This is a genomic window from Novilysobacter longmucuonensis (genome assembly GCF_046600735.1).
Lineage (GTDB): Bacteria > Pseudomonadota > Gammaproteobacteria > Xanthomonadales > Xanthomonadaceae > Novilysobacter_A > Novilysobacter_A longmucuonensis.
This window is the reverse complement of record NZ_JBJMAW010000001.1, coordinates 370,405-384,229: the sequence shown is the minus strand read 5'-3', so window position 1 is coordinate 384,229 and position 13,825 is coordinate 370,405. Positions and strand designations below refer to the sequence as shown.

Below are 13,825 nucleotides of genomic sequence, written 5' to 3'. Positions count from 1 at the left end.
CCCGGCACCAGTCTAGCGGGGCCGCCCGATGACAGATGCGCACCTGTTCGCAATTGGCGTAGTGCTCGCATGGCTGGCGGGCATCCGGGTGTACCTGACCGTGTTCGGGGTCGGCCTGGCCGGTGCGCTGGGCTGGCTCGAGCTGCCGCAGGCGCTGCAGGTGACCACGTCGCCGTGGGTGCTCGGCATTTCCGGCGCGCTGGCGGTGGCCGAATTCTTCGCCGACAAGATCCCCGGCGTCGATTCGGGCTGGGATCTGCTGCACACGCTGCTGCGCATTCCCGCCGGCGCGTTCCTGGCCGCGGCCACGCTGTCGCCCGAGGCCGAGGGTCTGGGCGACCTCGGCGCCGGCGCGCTCGCCATCGGCGGCGGCGCCGCGCTGGTCAGCCATGCGGTCAAGGCCGGTTCGCGGGTGCTGATCAACACCTCGCCGGAGCCGCTGAGCAACTGGACCGCCTCGGTGACCGAAGATGTCGCGGTGGTCACGGGACTGGCGCTGGTATTCGCCTACCCGTGGCTGGCGCTGTCGATGGTGCTGGCGATCACGCTGACCCTGGCGCTGGTGATCTGGTGGATCTGGCGCAGGTTGTTCCGGCGGGCGCCGCGGCCCGTTAAATGGTGATCGTTTTCGGATCCGGGACTCGGGACTCGCATATGAAAACGCCACCGCTGACGATGGCGTTCCCCCTCCCCCGAGGTTGCTTCGCTCAGCTCTCGATCTTGCTCAGCAGGTAGTTCTGCTCGCCCAGGCGCTCGACCAGCGCGAGCTGGGTTTCGATCCAGTCGACGTGCTCTTCCTCCGATTCGAGGATGTCGGCAAACAGCTGCCGGCTGACGAAATCATTGACGCTCTCGCAATGGGCGATCGCGTCACGCAGCAACGGCAGCGCTTCCAGTTCGAGCGCGAGATCGCAGGCCAGCACCTCGCGCGGGTTCTCGCCGATGCGCAGCTTGCCCAGTGCCTGGAAGTTCGGCAGTCCGTCGAGGAACAGGATGCGCTCGGACAATTTGTCGGCGTGCTTCATCTCGTCGATCGACTCGTGGTACTCGTGCTCGGCCAGTTCCTTCAACCCCCAGTTCTTCAGCATCTTGGCGTGCAGGAAGTACTGGTTGATCGCGGTCAGCTCGTTGTAGAGCGCCTTGTTGAGGAATTCGATGACCTTGGCTTCGCCTTTCATCGCCGTGCTCCCTTGCCTGCAATGGCGGCACTCTAGCGCCTTCGCCCGCGCCATGGCGGAACGCGAATCGAGTGCGATCGCAGGCGAGAATCAATGCGTTTCCGGAGCGGCGGCTGGTGCGATCACCGCGGCGGGTTCAGTCCGCCGGATTCCGGCCCGGCCAGGTTTAAGCCGCTTGCTGCAGCATGGGCACGGGCAGTTCGCGCACGCCCCGAGTGTCTTCAAGCAACGCCGCGGCGGTATCCAGGCAGCTGCCGCAATTGGCGCCCGCGCCGGTGCGCATGGTCAGCTCGGGCACGCTCCGGCAGCCGGCCTCGGCGGCCTGGCGGATATCGCGCTCGGTGACTCCGTTGCAGATGCAGACGTACATGCGGTGACGGCCGTAAGGCGGAAGACAGGCAGCCGGCGGGCTGCAGGGTCATTCGACTACGAATGAGAATGATTGTCAATCCGTGGCGCCGACGGGGGCGCCTGGAGACAAATCGCTCAACCGGGGACCGGATCGCCCGCCTTGCCGCCGGCGTGGCTGCCGCCGCATGCCGGCGCGGCCGGCCGGGGACGGGAGCGGTGCCGGTTGTTCCAGCCGGCCCGCGGGTCCGGCGCGGGCACCGGCACGGCCTGGGTGCCGGCCACGTGACGGGCAAAAGGCGCCAGATGGCGCAGCGCGCTGGCGTAGACGCCACGCTTGAACATCACCACGTGCTCGAGCGGATACCAGAAATCGACCCAGCGCCAATGGTCGAATTCCGGCTTGTCGCTCAGGTCCAGCCGCAGGTCGGATTCCTCCCCGGCCAGCCGCAACAGGAACCAGACCTGCTTCTGGCCGATGCAGACCAGCCGGTCGTTGCGGCGGATCGCGCGTTGCGGCAGGCGATAGCGCAGCCACCCCTTGGTCGCGCCGAGTACCTCGACGTGTTCGGGCAGCAGCCCGGTTTCCTCGCGCAGTTCGCGATACATCGCCTCGAGCGGCGTCTCGTCGGTGTTCATCCCGCCCTGCGGGAATTGCCAGCCATCGCGATGTACGCGGCGGGCCCAGAACAGTCGACCGTCCGGATGCATCAGGACGATGCCGACGTTGGGCCTGTAGCCGTCCGGATCGATCACGATGCGGACTCCTGACTTTAGACTTGCGTCACTGGCTCCGACTCTGCCACGCCCCCCGGCAGACGACAAGCGAGTCGGCCAGCGATTGACAGGCGAGCGCGGTGCAGGAACAATTCGCGGTTCTCCGCGTGGCTATGTAGCTCAGCCGGTTAGAGCACAGCACTCATAATGCTGGGGTCGGTGGTTCGAGTCCACCCATAGCCACCATCCCTGCGGAAATCCCCTCTCCGGCCCTTCGCCGCTCGCAGCCAGACGTTTCAACGCGTTTGCCGCGTCGACGGCGTTCCCGCCGCGCCCGAATCGGGACACTTGCCAATGGCCGCCATCGACATCTTCAAAGCGTTCACCCTGGAGGCCGCGCACCGGCTGCCGAACGTGCCGGAAGGGCACAAGTGCGCGCGCCTGCACGGGCATTCCTTCCGGATCGAGATCCATCTGAGCGGCGAGTTGGGCGAGCAGTCGGGCTGGGTGATGGACTTCGCCGAGATCAAAGCCGCATTCAAGCCGCTGTACGAGCAGTTGGATCACCATTACCTCAACGACATCGAGGGATTGGAGAATCCGACCAGCGAGCGGCTTGCGGTGTGGATCTGGGATCGGCTCAAGCCGGCGCTGCCACTGCTGAGCGAGGTTGTGGTGCACGAGACCTGCACGTCGGGGTGCCGCTACCGCGGTTGAGGCAGGCTTCTGTAGGAGTGGCCCATGGCCGCGATGCCGTTCGGGCAGCGGTCGTGAGATTGCAGTTCGCGCCCATGGGGCGCTCCTACAAAAAGCCGACGGCCCGACGACAACGGGCTTCCGGGGCAGGAGCGAAGCCGAGCAAGCTCGGCTCTACGAGGACCGGCATAGTCTCCCCTGTAGGAGCGGCCCATGGCCGCGATGCCGTTCGGGCAGGCCTCGTGAGGTTCCGCTCGCGCCCATGGGGCGCTCCTACAAAAAGGCGGGGGTTGGAGCCTCGTTCAGCTGCCAGACTGCCAGCGATGTTGCATCGCAACAAACGTCGGTTTATGCTGCACCGCACAAACCGACAACCCTGTCGGCGAACCGAGCAGGAGACCGCCATGTATCAGCAGTTCAACGAGCAGTTCACCGCCGCGACCCGCCAGTTCGCGGACACGGCCGCCCAGATCAACCGTCTGGCCCTCGACAATGCCTCGGCCGTGTTCGGCCTGCAGGTCGCGGCGCTGGAAGAGCGCGTCAACGCCAACTTCGCCTTCTGGGGCGAGGCCGCCGAGGCCCGCGACATCGACAGCCTGAAGACCCTGCTGCCCAAGGGCGCCCAGCTCGCGCGCGAAAACATCGAGCGCACCGTGAGCACCAGCCAGGAAGTGCTGGGCCGCAGCATCAAGGCCAACGAGGCGATCGCCCAGATTGCCAAGGCGCAGGCCGAGACCGCTGCGAAGGCGACTCGCGAGAACGTCGAGCAGGCCACCAAGGCCGCCACCGACAAGGCCGAGGCGACCTACGCCGACGTGGCGAAGACCGCGAAGAACAGCACCAAGTAAGTCTCTCTCTCCCGCTTCGGCAGGAACACGAAACCCGGCAGCGCAGGCTGCCGGGTTTTTTTGTTGCCTGCGCGCGGGTGAGTCTGGCGGCTTCGCTCCCCTCTTTGGAAAAAAGGGGCTGGGGGGATATTTGCTCCCGACTGGTCTCTGCAGCAATAGCGAAAAGCCGAAGAAGCAAATCCTCCCCGACCCTCCTTTTTCAAAGGAGGGGTTGTGTCAGCTCCGCTCGGCCTCCAGCCCGGCCTGCTCATTTGCCGCCTTCTGGTGGTTGCGACCGATCAGCAGGTACATCACCGGCACCACGAACAGGGTGAACACGGTGCCGATCGACATGCCGCCGACAATCACCAGGCCGATCTGGTTGCGTGCCTCGGCGCCGGCACCGGCCGCGACCGCCAGGGGCAGCGAGCCGAGCACCATCGCACCGGTGGTCATCAGGATCGGGCGCAGGCGCCGCGCGGCGGCCTCGATGACCGCATCGAGCTTGCTCTTGCCCTGCTCCTGCAACTGGTTGGAGAACTCCACGATCAGGATGCCGTGCTTGGCGATCAACCCGACCAGCGTGACCAGTCCGATCTGCGAGTAGATGTTCCAGCTGCCGCCAGTCAGCCACAGCAGCAGGAACGCACCGAACGCCGCCAGCGGCACCGCCAGCAGGATCACCAGCGGATCGACCCAGCTCTCGAACTGCGCGGCCAGCACCAGGAAGATGAAGATCAGCGCGAGCGCAAAGATCATCTTGAAATCGCTGGCTGATTCGCGGAACTCGCGGCTCTCCCCGGTCAGGTCGTACTGCGTATCCGGTGCGACCTCGGCCAGTGCGCTCTCCATCCAGTCCAGCGCCTCGCCCATCGAGTAGCCCGGCGCCAGGCCGGCGCTGATGGTCGCCGCCCGCAGCTTGTTGAAGTGGTTGAGCTCCTTGGCCGCGACGGTTTCCTCGACGTCGACCAGGTTGGACAGCTGCACCATCTGGCCGTCGCCGCCGCGCACGAAGATGTTGGACAGGTCGCCGGGCGTGCGGCGGTCGGCATCCTCGACCTGCACGATCACGTCGTACTGCTCCGAGCCGCGCTTGAAACGGGTGACGTTGCGACCGCCCAGCATCGTCTCCAGGGTTCGGCCGACCGTGGCGACGTCGCTGCCGACCGCGGCGACCTTGTCGCGGTTCAGCGATATCTTCAGTTGCGGCTTGTCGAGCTTGAGATCGCTGTCGGCATTAATCAGCTGCGGGTTCTCGGCGATCTTCGCCATCAGCTGCTGCACGGTGGCGCCCAGTTCCTCCCAGCTGCCCATACCTTGCACGACGAAGTTGACCGGCTGGCCGAATCCGTCCTGCCCTAGCGACGGCGGCAGGTTCGGGAACGCCATGATCCCGGGAATGCCCATGAACTGCGGGAGCAATCCAGCGTGCACCTGCGCCGTCGACACCTCACGCTGGTCCCAGTCCTTGAGCATCACGAACCCGATCGTGTTGGTCACCGACGGGAAGCCGACGATCTGGAAGTAGCGCTCGACCTGCGGCAGTTGCGCGAAATGCGCTTCCATCATTCGCGCGTAGCGGTCGGTGTACTCGACGGTCGAGCCTTCCGGGGCGACGCCGAAGCCGATGATGAAGCCCTGGTCCTCCTGCGGCGCCAGCTCGTCGGGCAGCTGCGTGAACAGCAGCAAGGCGCCGCCGAACACCACCGCGGCGACGCCCACCACCACCCAGCGCGCCCTGACCGCAAGCACGCTCGTCAGGCCGCGGCGGTAGTTGCGGTCCATCCAGCCGAGCACGCGCTCGCCGGCCGCGTAGAAGCGGCCGTGCTGCTTCTCGCGTCGCAGCAGCTTTGACGACAGCATCGGCGACAGCGTCAGCGCAACGAAGCCCGACACCAGCACCGCGCCGGCCAGGGTCAGCGCGAACTCGATGAACAGCTTGCCGGTGCGGCCGGTGGAGAACGCCAGCGGCACGTACACCGCGACCAGCGTGAGCGTCATCGCGACGATCGCGAAGCCAATCTCCTTGCTGCCCTTCAACGCCGCCTGGTACGGCGGCATGCCTTCCTCGATGTGTCGGTGGATGTTCTCCAGCATCACGATCGCATCGTCGACCACCAGCCCGATCGCGAGCACCATCGCCAGCAGGGTCAGCGTATTGATGGTGAAGCCGAAGGCGTACATCAGCCCGAACGCGCCGATCAGCGAGATCGGGATGGTGACCAGCGGGATCAGGGTGGCGCGCCAGCTGCGCAGGAACAGGAAGATCACCAGAATCACCAGCAGCACCGCCTCGGCGACGGTCTTGTAGACCTCGTGGATCGAGTTCTCGATGAAGATCGTGCTGTCGAACGCCACCTGGATGTTCATCCCGTCCGGCAGCGTCTGCTGGATCCGCGGCAGCATCTGCTCGAGCGCCTCGGAGATGTCCAGCGGGTTGGCGACGGCCTGCTTGACCACCGCCAGCGGCACCGCGTTGACACCGTTGAAGCGCGCGCGGAAACGCTCCTCCTGCGAGCCCAGTTCGATCCGCGCGACGTCCCTGAGCCGCACCAGGTAGCCACTGCCGCCGGCCTCGCCGCGACTGTTGCCGACAATGACCTGGCCGAACTGCTCGGGCGTGCGCAGGTCGGTTTCCGAAAGCACGGTGAACTCGCGGTCGCTGCCCTCCACGCGCCCGGCGGGGATCTCCACGTTCTGCGCGCGCAGCGCGGCCTCGACGTCGGCCGGGGTCAACCCGAAACCGGCCAGTCGCTGCGGCTGCAGCCACACCCGCATCGCGTAGGTGCTGGAGAACACCTGCGCCTGCGCGACGCCGGGGATGGTCTGGATGCGGTCCTTGACCAGGCGTTCGGCGATATCGGCGATCTCGACCCGCGAATGGCGGTCCGAGGAGAACGCCAGGTAGATGATCGGCTGCGCGTCGGCCTCCTGCTTCTGGATGATCGGCGGGTCGACCTCGTCTGGCAGGAACTGCTGCGCCTGGGCGACGCGGTCGCGCACGTCGCTGGCCGCGCCATCGGGGTCGCGGTCGAGGCGGAAGCGCACGGTGACCTGGCTGGACTGCTCGCGGCTGACCGACTGCATGAACTCGATGCCTTCGACCCCCGACAGCGAATCCTCGATCGGCTGGGTGACCTGCGACTCGATCACCTGCGCGCTGGCGCCGGGATACACGGTGTTGACCGTGATCACCGGGGTGTCGACGTTGGGGATCTGGCGCACCGCCAGACGGTCGTAGGCAATGATGCCGATCAGCAACACGACCAGGTTGATGACCGTGGCGAAGACCGGACGGCGGATGGAGATGTCGGACAGGACCATGGGGGCCTCGTTCTGTGCTTGTTCGCTTCTCCCCTCGCCTTGAAACGCTTGGGGAGAAGGTGCCCGAAGGGCGGATGAGGGTGCGGCGGAGCGGTGCTAGTGAAGCGCTGGACCTGGATCGTCAGCCTTTTAATGGCGCCGATGGTTCAGCAGTCATCGTTTCGCCGCACCCTCACCCCCCAACCCTCTCCCGGCGGGAGAGGGGCTTTATTGTGTGTCGGCTACGGGTTCGGCCGCATCCTCTGGCGCCGCCGGTGCGGGCGCCGCGTCATCGGCCGGCGCCCCGGGTCCTGCGGCCGCAGCCTCACCCGGCTGCGGCAACACCATCACCGGCATGCCCTCGTGCATCATCGGCTTGCCCTGCCCGGCGGTAATCACGACATCGCCGGGACTGAGTCCCTCGACCACCTCGATCGCGCCGGGCACGCGCACGCCGGTTTCGACCGGCGCCTTGTGCGCCTTGCCATTGACCACGGTATAGACGAAGCGGCTCTCGCCCTCCTGCATCAGGGCCTGTTCCGGCACCATCAGCGCCTCGGGCGAACCACGCCCGGTGTCGACCTGCAGCCGCGCGAACTGGCCCGGGCGCAGCTTGGAATCCGGGTTGGGCACCTGCGCCCGCAACTGTGCGCTGCGGCTGTTGAGGTCGATCACCGGAGCGATCGCGACGATCTCGCCGGTGAAGCTCTGCCCCGGAAACGCATCGATGCTGATCTGCACCGGCTGGCCCTGGCGCATGCGCGGCAGCGCGCCCTCGGGCACGCTGAAGTCGACCTCGATCGGGTCCAGCCGCACCAGCGTGACCAGGTCCTGACCGACATTGACGAACTCGCCCACGCTGACCTCACGCAGGCCGATCTGCCCGGAGAATGGCGCGCGCAGCGTCATTTTCGACAATGCGGTGCGGGCCGACGCCACGCGCGCCTGGTCGACGCTCAGAACGGCGCGGGTGGTGTCGTAGTCCGAGCGCGCGATCAACTGCTGCTCGGCCAAACGTTCGGCGCGTTCGTTGGCGCTGCGGCTGTTGGCGAGGTTGGCGCTGGCCTCGTTGAGGCTGGCCTGGGCCTGGCTCGCATCGAGGCTGAACAGCGGTTGCCCGGCTTCGACCCGGCCGCCTTCGGTGAAGTGTATCCGGTCGATGCGGCCGGCGACCTCTGGCCGCACCACCACCGACTCGTCGGCGCGCAGGCTGCCGACCGTCTGCAGGCCTGCCGACAACGGCTGCGGCTGCACGGTGACCGCTTCCACCGGCAACTGCATGTCCCCTGGCGGGCCGCCGGCTGCGCCAGCACCGCCCGCATCCTCGCCGCCACAGGCGCCAAGACCCAGGATGCTGGCGATCAATAAGGCGGTGAGCGGGCCTCTGGAGAACGGCACTCGGGTGGACAGCAGGTTGCGGCGCATGGGGAGCCTCGGCAGGTGTTCGATTTCTTGTACCGACGAGTTTACTCTTGTCCGGCGCGATCCGCTCCCGTGCCGTGAGTCATGGGCAGCAGCGGCCGGAAGGCCGGCCCGGCAGGTCAGCTCGGCAGATCAGCCTGGCAGAGCCGCCGGCAGCACCAGTCCACCCGCCAGCGCGGCCGGGTCGGGTCGCTCGCGGAACGGCAAGCGGCCCCAGCAGGGGATTGGCAGTCGTTCCGCTACCAACGCGAAAGTGTCGCCGGACCGGGCCATGCCCGGGTCGATGTCATTGCCGATCCAGCCGATCAGCTGCGCGCCGTCAGCGCAGATGGCCTGTGCGGTCAGCCGCGCGTGGTTGATGCAGCCCAGCCGCAGGCCCACCACCAGCACCACCGGAAGCGACAGCGCGCGGACCAGGTCGGCCTGGTCCAGCGTCGCCGACAGCGGCGCCGCCCAGCCACCGACGCCCTCGACCACCACGCAGTCGGCCTGTGCGGCAAGCCGTGCATGTGCCTGCACGATCGGCTCGAGCCGGATCTCGACGCCGGCCTCGGCCGCGGCCAGTTCCGGCGCCAGCGGCGCGGGCAATGCATACGGGTTGATATCCCCGTAGGCCGGGCGCGGATCACTCGCCGCCTGCAGCAGCAGCGCGTCCTCGTTGCGCCAGCCTTCGGCGGTGCGCTCGCAACCGCTGGCCAGCGGCTTCATGCCGACCGCGCGCAGGCCGCGCGCGCGCAAGGCGTGCAGCAGTGCCGCGCTGGCCACGGACTTGCCGATGCCGGTGTCGGTGCCGGTGACGAATACGTTCTTGATGTCCATCGCCCCATCGTAAACGCCGCGCGACCCGCTGCTACACTCGGGCCATGTTCGCCGCCAATACCCTCACCGGCAGCAAGCCGGAGCAGTACGCGCAGTTGCTGGCGCAGGCACGGGCGCTGCTGCACGGCGAGCCCGACCGCATCGCCAATGCCGCCAACCTGTCGGCGCTGGTCTACCACGCGCTGCCGGAGCTGAACTGGGTCGGCTTCTATTTCTTCGACGGGCGCGAGCTCGTGGTCGGTCCCTTCCAGGGCTTGCCGGCATGCGTGCGTATCCCGCTCGACAAGGGCGTGTGCGGCGCCGCTGCAAGCACGCGGCGGACCCAGCGCATCGACGACGTCCAAGCCTTTCCCGGCCACATCGCCTGCGATGCGGCCTCGCAGTCCGAAGTGGTGGTGCCGCTGGTGCGCGACGGCGCCGACGGCCCCGACCTCATCGGTGTATTCGACATCGACAGCCCGCGCACGCATCGCTTCGACGACGAGGACCAGCGCGGCCTGGAAGCAATCGCGCAAGCCTATATGGAGTCCATGACATGAGCGACACTACTGCCAAGCTGCGCAATATCGGCCCCAAATCGGCCGCGTGGCTGCGCCAGGTCGGCTTGCGCACGCACCCGGAATTGGCCGAGATCGGTGCGGTCGAGGCGTTCATGCGGGTCAAGCGGGCGGGCTTCAAACCGACCTTGAACCTGCTCTATGCCATCGAGGGCGCGCTGCTGGACTGCCATTGGCAGGAAATCCAGGACTCGCGCCGCCAGCAACTGGTCAGCGAAGCCGAAGCCGCCATTGCCCAGTTGCCGCCACCGCGCCACAAGCCGGCCGCCTCGCCGGTGACCACCACCGTGCTGACCGAAGACACCGTGGCAGCGCGTCCGGACCCGGACGCGCCCTACCGCAGCGGGCGCTATTGAGCTGATTTCACGATCGTCGTGATCCCGCAGCAGCGGCTTCAGCCGCGATTCCCAACCGGTGCGCCGAAGCATCGTCCGATCGCGACGATGGCTGGCGCTGTTGTAGGAGCGCCCCATGGGCGCGATGCACGTCGCGGCCGTAGTCCCGGTCGCGACTCACGTCGCTCCTACAAAAGTCCGGAGCAAGAGCTCGCGGCTGAAGCCGCTCCTACAAACGTCCGGAACAAGAAGCCACCGCGCGCGGCGAACTTTTCGGCTAGACTGCGCGCGCTCCAAGGTGACCCGGCGGCTGTCTGCCAACGGGTTGAAACGGGAAGCCGGTGACCGCCGCGACCACGCGGCACATTCCGGCACTGCCCCCGCAACGGTAAGCGAGTCAAGGCCGCGGCATCCGCCACTGCGCAGCAGCGTGGGAAGGCGCCTCGGCCGGAAGCAGGATCACCGCTTCCACTTGCAAGTCCGGAGACCGGCCTTGCAGCGGGGTGTCTGGGCAAACGCCGACACACCCACCACTGGTTGCGATGCGGCGGGCATTGCGGCGGCGACGCCGGTGCTGTCCGCCCGATCTCGCGGCCTCTCTCCCTCTGCATCCGACTTTCCCTCGCTACCGGCACGGGATTCCGTGCGATGGAGAACCACCGATGCAGTTCCGCCTTCTCAAGCTGACCGCCGCCTGCGCGCTCGCCCTGCCCGCTTTCGCCCACGCGCAGACGCATGACGACGCGCTCGATCTCGACGAGGTCGTCGTCACCGCCACCCGCACCGCGATCAGCGCCGATGAAGCACTCGCGCCGGTGCAGGTGATCGACCGCGACGCCATCGTGCGCAGCCAGGCGCGCTCGCTGCCCGAGCTGCTGCGCGGCCGCGCCGGCATTTCGATCTCCAACCAGGGCGGGCCCGGCAAGCTCACCACGTTGTTCATGCGCGGCAGCGAGTCCGACCATGTCCTGGTGCTGGTCGACGGCGTGCGGATGGGCTCGTCGACCTCTGGCCTGGTGTCGTTCCAGAACCTGCCGCTGGCGCTGATCGACCGGGTCGAGATCGTGCGCGGCCCGCGCTCCAGCCTGTACGGCGCCGACGCGATCGGCGGGGTGATCCAGATCTTCACCCGGCGCGACCGCGACGGCATCAACCCGCGTGCCAGCGTCACCGTGGGCAGCCACGACCACCGCGAGGCCAGCGCCGGCCTCGGTGGCGGCAACGGGCAGGCGTGGTTCGGCATCGACGCGGCCTACCAGCGCACCGACGGCATCGACGCCTGCGACGTAGCCACGCCGACGCCGTTCTCCGGCGGTTGCTTCATCGCCGAGCCGGAACCCGATCGCGACGGCTACCGCAACCGGTCGCTGTCGCTGCGCGGCGGCATCGAGGCCGGCGACACCCTGGCCTTGGACCTGCATGCGCTGCGCGCCGAGGGCGAAACCCGGTTCGACGGCGACTTCACCAACGGCTCCGAGACCGTGCAGCAGGTGATCGGCGGCAGCAGCACCTGGACGCCGTCGGACCGGATCAGGCTGCAGCTGGCCGCCGGCCGCAATGTCGATGCCTCCGACAACTTCAAGAACCAGGCGTTCCTGGGCTACTTCGACACCGACCGCGACAGCGCCACCCTGCAGGGCGACTTCGGACTGGCCCGCGACCAGCTGTTGACGCTCGGGCTGGACTGGCTGCGCGACCGGGTCGACAGCAGCACCACCTACGCCGAAACCGAGCGCAGCAACCGCGCCGCGTTCGCGCAATACCAAGGTATGTTTGCCATGCAGTCGTTGCAGTTCGCGCTGCGAGTTGATGACAACGACCAGTTCGGCGACGCCACCACCGGCAGTGCTGCCTGGGGCATCGAGCTCACCGACGCCTGGCGCGTGAGTGCCGGCTACGGCACCGCGTTCAAGGCGCCGACCTTCAACGAGCTGTACTTCCCGTTCTTCGGCAACCCCGCGCTGCGCCCGGAGGAATCGCGCACCTGGGAGGCCGGCCTGGCCTGGCGCGGCGAGCGCGCGAGCTGGCGGCTGGACGGGTTCGATACCGAGGTCGATGACCTGATCGCCTATGACGCGAGTCTGTTCCTGCCCAACAACATCGAACGCGCGCGCCTGCGCGGCGCCGAACTGGGGCTGGATGCCGAACTCGCGCAGTGGGCGATCGCGGCCAGCGTCAGCGTGCTCGACACCGAGAATCTCATCGGCTTCAACGCAGGCAATGAACTGCCGCGGCGCGCGCGCCAGAGCGCCCGGATCGACCTGGACCGGGCGTTCGACACCTTGCGCGTCGGGCTGACCGGCGTCGCGGAAGGCTCGCGCTTCGATGATGTCGCCAACACCCGCAGGCTCGCCGGCTACGCGACGCTCGATCTGCGTGCCGAGTACGTCCTCGCGCCCGCATGGACCCTGCAGGCGCGGCTGGCCAACGTGTTCGACCGCGACTACGAGACCTCATCGTTCTACAACCAGCCCGGGCGCGAGTGGTTCCTGACCTTGCGCTACGCGCCGGCGGACTGACGCACGCACCGCCTCGACGTAGGAGCGGCCCATGGCCGCGATGAGTGCGATGTGGTGTTGCCCCGCAAATCCGAGGGTAGAGCGGAGCTTGCTCCGCTGCACCGCCACGGCCACAACGAACCTTCCGGGCAAACACGAAAGCCGAGCAAGCTCGGCTCTACGGCACCGTGCAGCATCGTCCCCTGTAGGAGCGGCCCATAGCCGCGATGCTTTTCGTGCCGACGCGGTAGACCGCGATCGCGCCCATGGGGCGCTCCTACGAAACTGCGGGGGGTAGAGCGGAGCTTGCTCCGCTGCACCCGCGCAGCGTCGTCGCACCTGTAGGAGCGGCCCATGGCCGCGATGCTTTTCGGGCCGACGCGGTGAAACCCGATCGCGCCCATGGGGCGCTCCTACAAGAACCGGGGGGTATGGCGGAGCTTGCTCCGCTGCGCTGGCGGCTCGACGCCCCAGCCCCACCGGACGCGATCAACCTGTGCTCACGCGCTCCTGCGTATGGTCCCTGATCCACCGGACCAGGAGCGCGGAGCGAGAACTTCCGATGAGTCCTTCGCCCGAATATCCGGAGCCCCACCTCGCCCCGCCGTCCATCCCATCGGCCATCGTTGTGATGGGCGTGTCCGGCTCAGGCAAGACCACCATCGCCCGCGCCCTGGCCGAGCGGCTGGGGCACGATTTCATGGATGCCGACGACCTGCACCCGCCCGCCAACCGCGCCAGGCTCGCCGCCGGGACCGCCCTGACCGATGCTGATCGGGCACCTTGGCTGGACTCCGTGGCACGCGCCATCTCGTCCCGGGTCGCGGGCGGCGGCCGGATCGTCGTTGCCTGCTCGGCGCTAAAGCGCGTCTACCGCGACCGCCTGCGCAGGGCTGCGGAGCACATGGTGTTCGTGCACCTGGATCTCGACCGCGACACGCTGATGCAACGCATACACCGACGCCGCGGGCACTTCATGCCGCAATCGCTGCTGGACGACCAGTTGGCAACGTTGCAGCCACCGGCCGCGGACGAAAGGGCGGTCATCGTGCGACCGCTCGGGCCGGTGGCGGACACCGTGGAACAGGTGATCTCCAACCTGCGCCGGATTGCGTAGGAGCAGCC

General features: G+C 67.6%; 13 protein-coding genes, 1 tRNA gene and 1 riboswitch. Of the genes, 8 read left to right on the top strand and 6 right to left on the bottom strand.

All coding sequences use genetic code 11. The features are described 5' to 3' along the window. Window positions 1-28: 28 nt before the first annotated feature. Window positions 29-622: a DUF4126 domain-containing protein gene (locus ACJQWM_RS01725; RefSeq protein ID WP_332703331.1), complete on the top strand. Its 594-nt coding sequence runs from the start codon at window positions 29-31 to the stop codon at window positions 620-622. An 85-nt stretch (window positions 623-707) separates the two neighbouring features. Here the strand turns inward: ACJQWM_RS01725 and bfr are convergent, their stop codons facing one another. The 3 genes from bfr to ACJQWM_RS01710 all read right to left on the bottom strand — a co-directional run bounded on the left by bfr (window position 708) and on the right by ACJQWM_RS01710 (window position 2,282). Further along, window positions 708-1,178, bottom strand: a complete 471-nt coding sequence (bfr, locus tag ACJQWM_RS01720; protein ID WP_332703333.1) for a bacterioferritin — start codon at window positions 1,176-1,178, stop codon at window positions 708-710. Window positions 1,179-1,344: 166 nt separating this feature from the next. Then, on the bottom strand, window positions 1,345-1,548 hold the full coding sequence (locus ACJQWM_RS01715) for a (2Fe-2S)-binding protein (protein ID WP_332703335.1): 204 nt from the start codon (window positions 1,546-1,548) through the stop codon (window positions 1,345-1,347). A gap of 116 nt (window positions 1,549-1,664) precedes the next feature. Beyond that, complete coding sequence (locus ACJQWM_RS01710; protein WP_411306627.1) at window positions 1,665-2,282, bottom strand: RNA pyrophosphohydrolase; 618 nt, start codon at window positions 2,280-2,282, stop codon at window positions 1,665-1,667. Between the two features lie 130 nt (window positions 2,283-2,412). Between ACJQWM_RS01710 and ACJQWM_RS01705 the strand changes: the two genes are divergently transcribed. The 3 genes from ACJQWM_RS01705 (at window position 2,413) to ACJQWM_RS01695 (ending at window position 3,787) form a co-directional block, all read left to right on the top strand. Next, a tRNA-Met gene (locus ACJQWM_RS01705) sits at window positions 2,413-2,489 on the top strand. A gap of 117 nt (window positions 2,490-2,606) precedes the next feature. Further along, a complete protein-coding gene (gene queD, locus ACJQWM_RS01700; protein WP_332703428.1) occupies window positions 2,607-2,960 on the top strand; it encodes a 6-carboxytetrahydropterin synthase QueD in 354 nt (117 codons plus the stop codon). 383 nt (window positions 2,961-3,343) lie between these two features. Next, on the top strand, window positions 3,344-3,787 hold the full coding sequence (locus ACJQWM_RS01695; protein WP_332703337.1) for a phasin family protein: 444 nt from the start codon (window positions 3,344-3,346) through the stop codon (window positions 3,785-3,787). Between the two features lie 216 nt (window positions 3,788-4,003). On the opposite strand, the gene ACJQWM_RS01690 is transcribed toward ACJQWM_RS01695, so the two are convergent. From ACJQWM_RS01690 to bioD, 3 genes are all read right to left on the bottom strand, one after another. Beyond that, window positions 4,004-7,090, bottom strand: coding sequence for an efflux RND transporter permease subunit (locus ACJQWM_RS01690; protein ID WP_332703339.1), 3,087 nt, complete (start codon window positions 7,088-7,090; stop codon window positions 4,004-4,006). 207 nt (window positions 7,091-7,297) lie between these two features. Then, entirely contained in the window at window positions 7,298-8,494 is a 1,197-nt protein-coding gene (locus ACJQWM_RS01685; protein WP_332703341.1) for an efflux RND transporter periplasmic adaptor subunit, read from the bottom strand. A 129-nt stretch (window positions 8,495-8,623) separates the two neighbouring features. After that, window positions 8,624-9,310, bottom strand: coding sequence for a dethiobiotin synthase (bioD, locus tag ACJQWM_RS01680; protein WP_332703343.1), 687 nt, complete (start codon window positions 9,308-9,310; stop codon window positions 8,624-8,626). Between the two features lie 44 nt (window positions 9,311-9,354). Here bioD and msrC point away from each other — a divergent pair, with 44 nt between their 5' ends. The 4 genes from msrC to ACJQWM_RS01660 all read left to right on the top strand — a co-directional run bounded on the left by msrC (window position 9,355) and on the right by ACJQWM_RS01660 (window position 13,817). Then, window positions 9,355-9,849, top strand: coding sequence for a free L-methionine (R)-S-oxide reductase MsrC (gene msrC, locus ACJQWM_RS01675; RefSeq protein WP_332703345.1), 495 nt, complete (start codon window positions 9,355-9,357; stop codon window positions 9,847-9,849). Continuing rightward, complete coding sequence (locus tag ACJQWM_RS01670) at window positions 9,846-10,223, top strand: TfoX/Sxy family protein (RefSeq protein ID WP_332703347.1); 378 nt, start codon at window positions 9,846-9,848, stop codon at window positions 10,221-10,223. The genes msrC and ACJQWM_RS01670 overlap by 4 nt, the downstream gene beginning before the upstream one ends. Before the next feature lie 258 nt (window positions 10,224-10,481). After that, window positions 10,482-10,712: riboswitch (cobalamin riboswitch) on the top strand. Window positions 10,713-10,864: 152 nt separating this feature from the next. Beyond that, window positions 10,865-12,721: a TonB-dependent vitamin B12 receptor gene (gene btuB, locus ACJQWM_RS01665; protein ID WP_332703349.1), complete on the top strand. Its 1,857-nt coding sequence runs from the start codon at window positions 10,865-10,867 to the stop codon at window positions 12,719-12,721. Between the two features lie 610 nt (window positions 12,722-13,331). Beyond that, the gene (locus tag ACJQWM_RS01660) at window positions 13,332-13,817 is read left to right on the top strand and encodes a gluconokinase (protein WP_411306626.1); all 486 of its coding nucleotides are present in this window, start codon (window positions 13,332-13,334) and stop codon (window positions 13,815-13,817) included. The last annotated feature ends 8 nt before the right edge of the window (window positions 13,818-13,825 follow it).

Bases quoted from the DNA above. Each gene is read 5' to 3' on its own strand.
- ACJQWM_RS01695 (WP_332703337.1), top strand. From the start codon at position 3,344: ATGTATCAGCAGTTCAACGAGCAGTTCACCGCCGCGACCCGCCAGTTC.
- ACJQWM_RS01715 (WP_332703335.1), bottom strand. From the start codon at position 1,548: ATGTACGTCTGCATCTGCAACGGAGTCACCGAGCGCGATATCCGCCAG.
- btuB (WP_332703349.1), top strand. From the start codon at position 10,865: ATGCAGTTCCGCCTTCTCAAGCTGACCGCCGCCTGCGCGCTCGCCCTG.
- ACJQWM_RS01670 (WP_332703347.1), top strand. From the start codon at position 9,846: ATGAGCGACACTACTGCCAAGCTGCGCAATATCGGCCCCAAATCGGCC.
- bioD (WP_332703343.1), bottom strand. From the start codon at position 9,310: ATGGACATCAAGAACGTATTCGTCACCGGCACCGACACCGGCATCGGC.
- bfr (WP_332703333.1), bottom strand. From the start codon at position 1,178: ATGAAAGGCGAAGCCAAGGTCATCGAATTCCTCAACAAGGCGCTCTAC.
- ACJQWM_RS01685 (WP_332703341.1), bottom strand. From the start codon at position 8,494: ATGCGCCGCAACCTGCTGTCCACCCGAGTGCCGTTCTCCAGAGGCCCG.
- msrC (WP_332703345.1), top strand. From the start codon at position 9,355: ATGTTCGCCGCCAATACCCTCACCGGCAGCAAGCCGGAGCAGTACGCG.
- ACJQWM_RS01690 (WP_332703339.1), bottom strand. From the start codon at position 7,090: ATGGTCCTGTCCGACATCTCCATCCGCCGTCCGGTCTTCGCCACGGTC.
- ACJQWM_RS01725 (WP_332703331.1), top strand. From the start codon at position 29: ATGACAGATGCGCACCTGTTCGCAATTGGCGTAGTGCTCGCATGGCTG.
- ACJQWM_RS01660 (WP_411306626.1), top strand. From the start codon at position 13,332: ATGGGCGTGTCCGGCTCAGGCAAGACCACCATCGCCCGCGCCCTGGCC.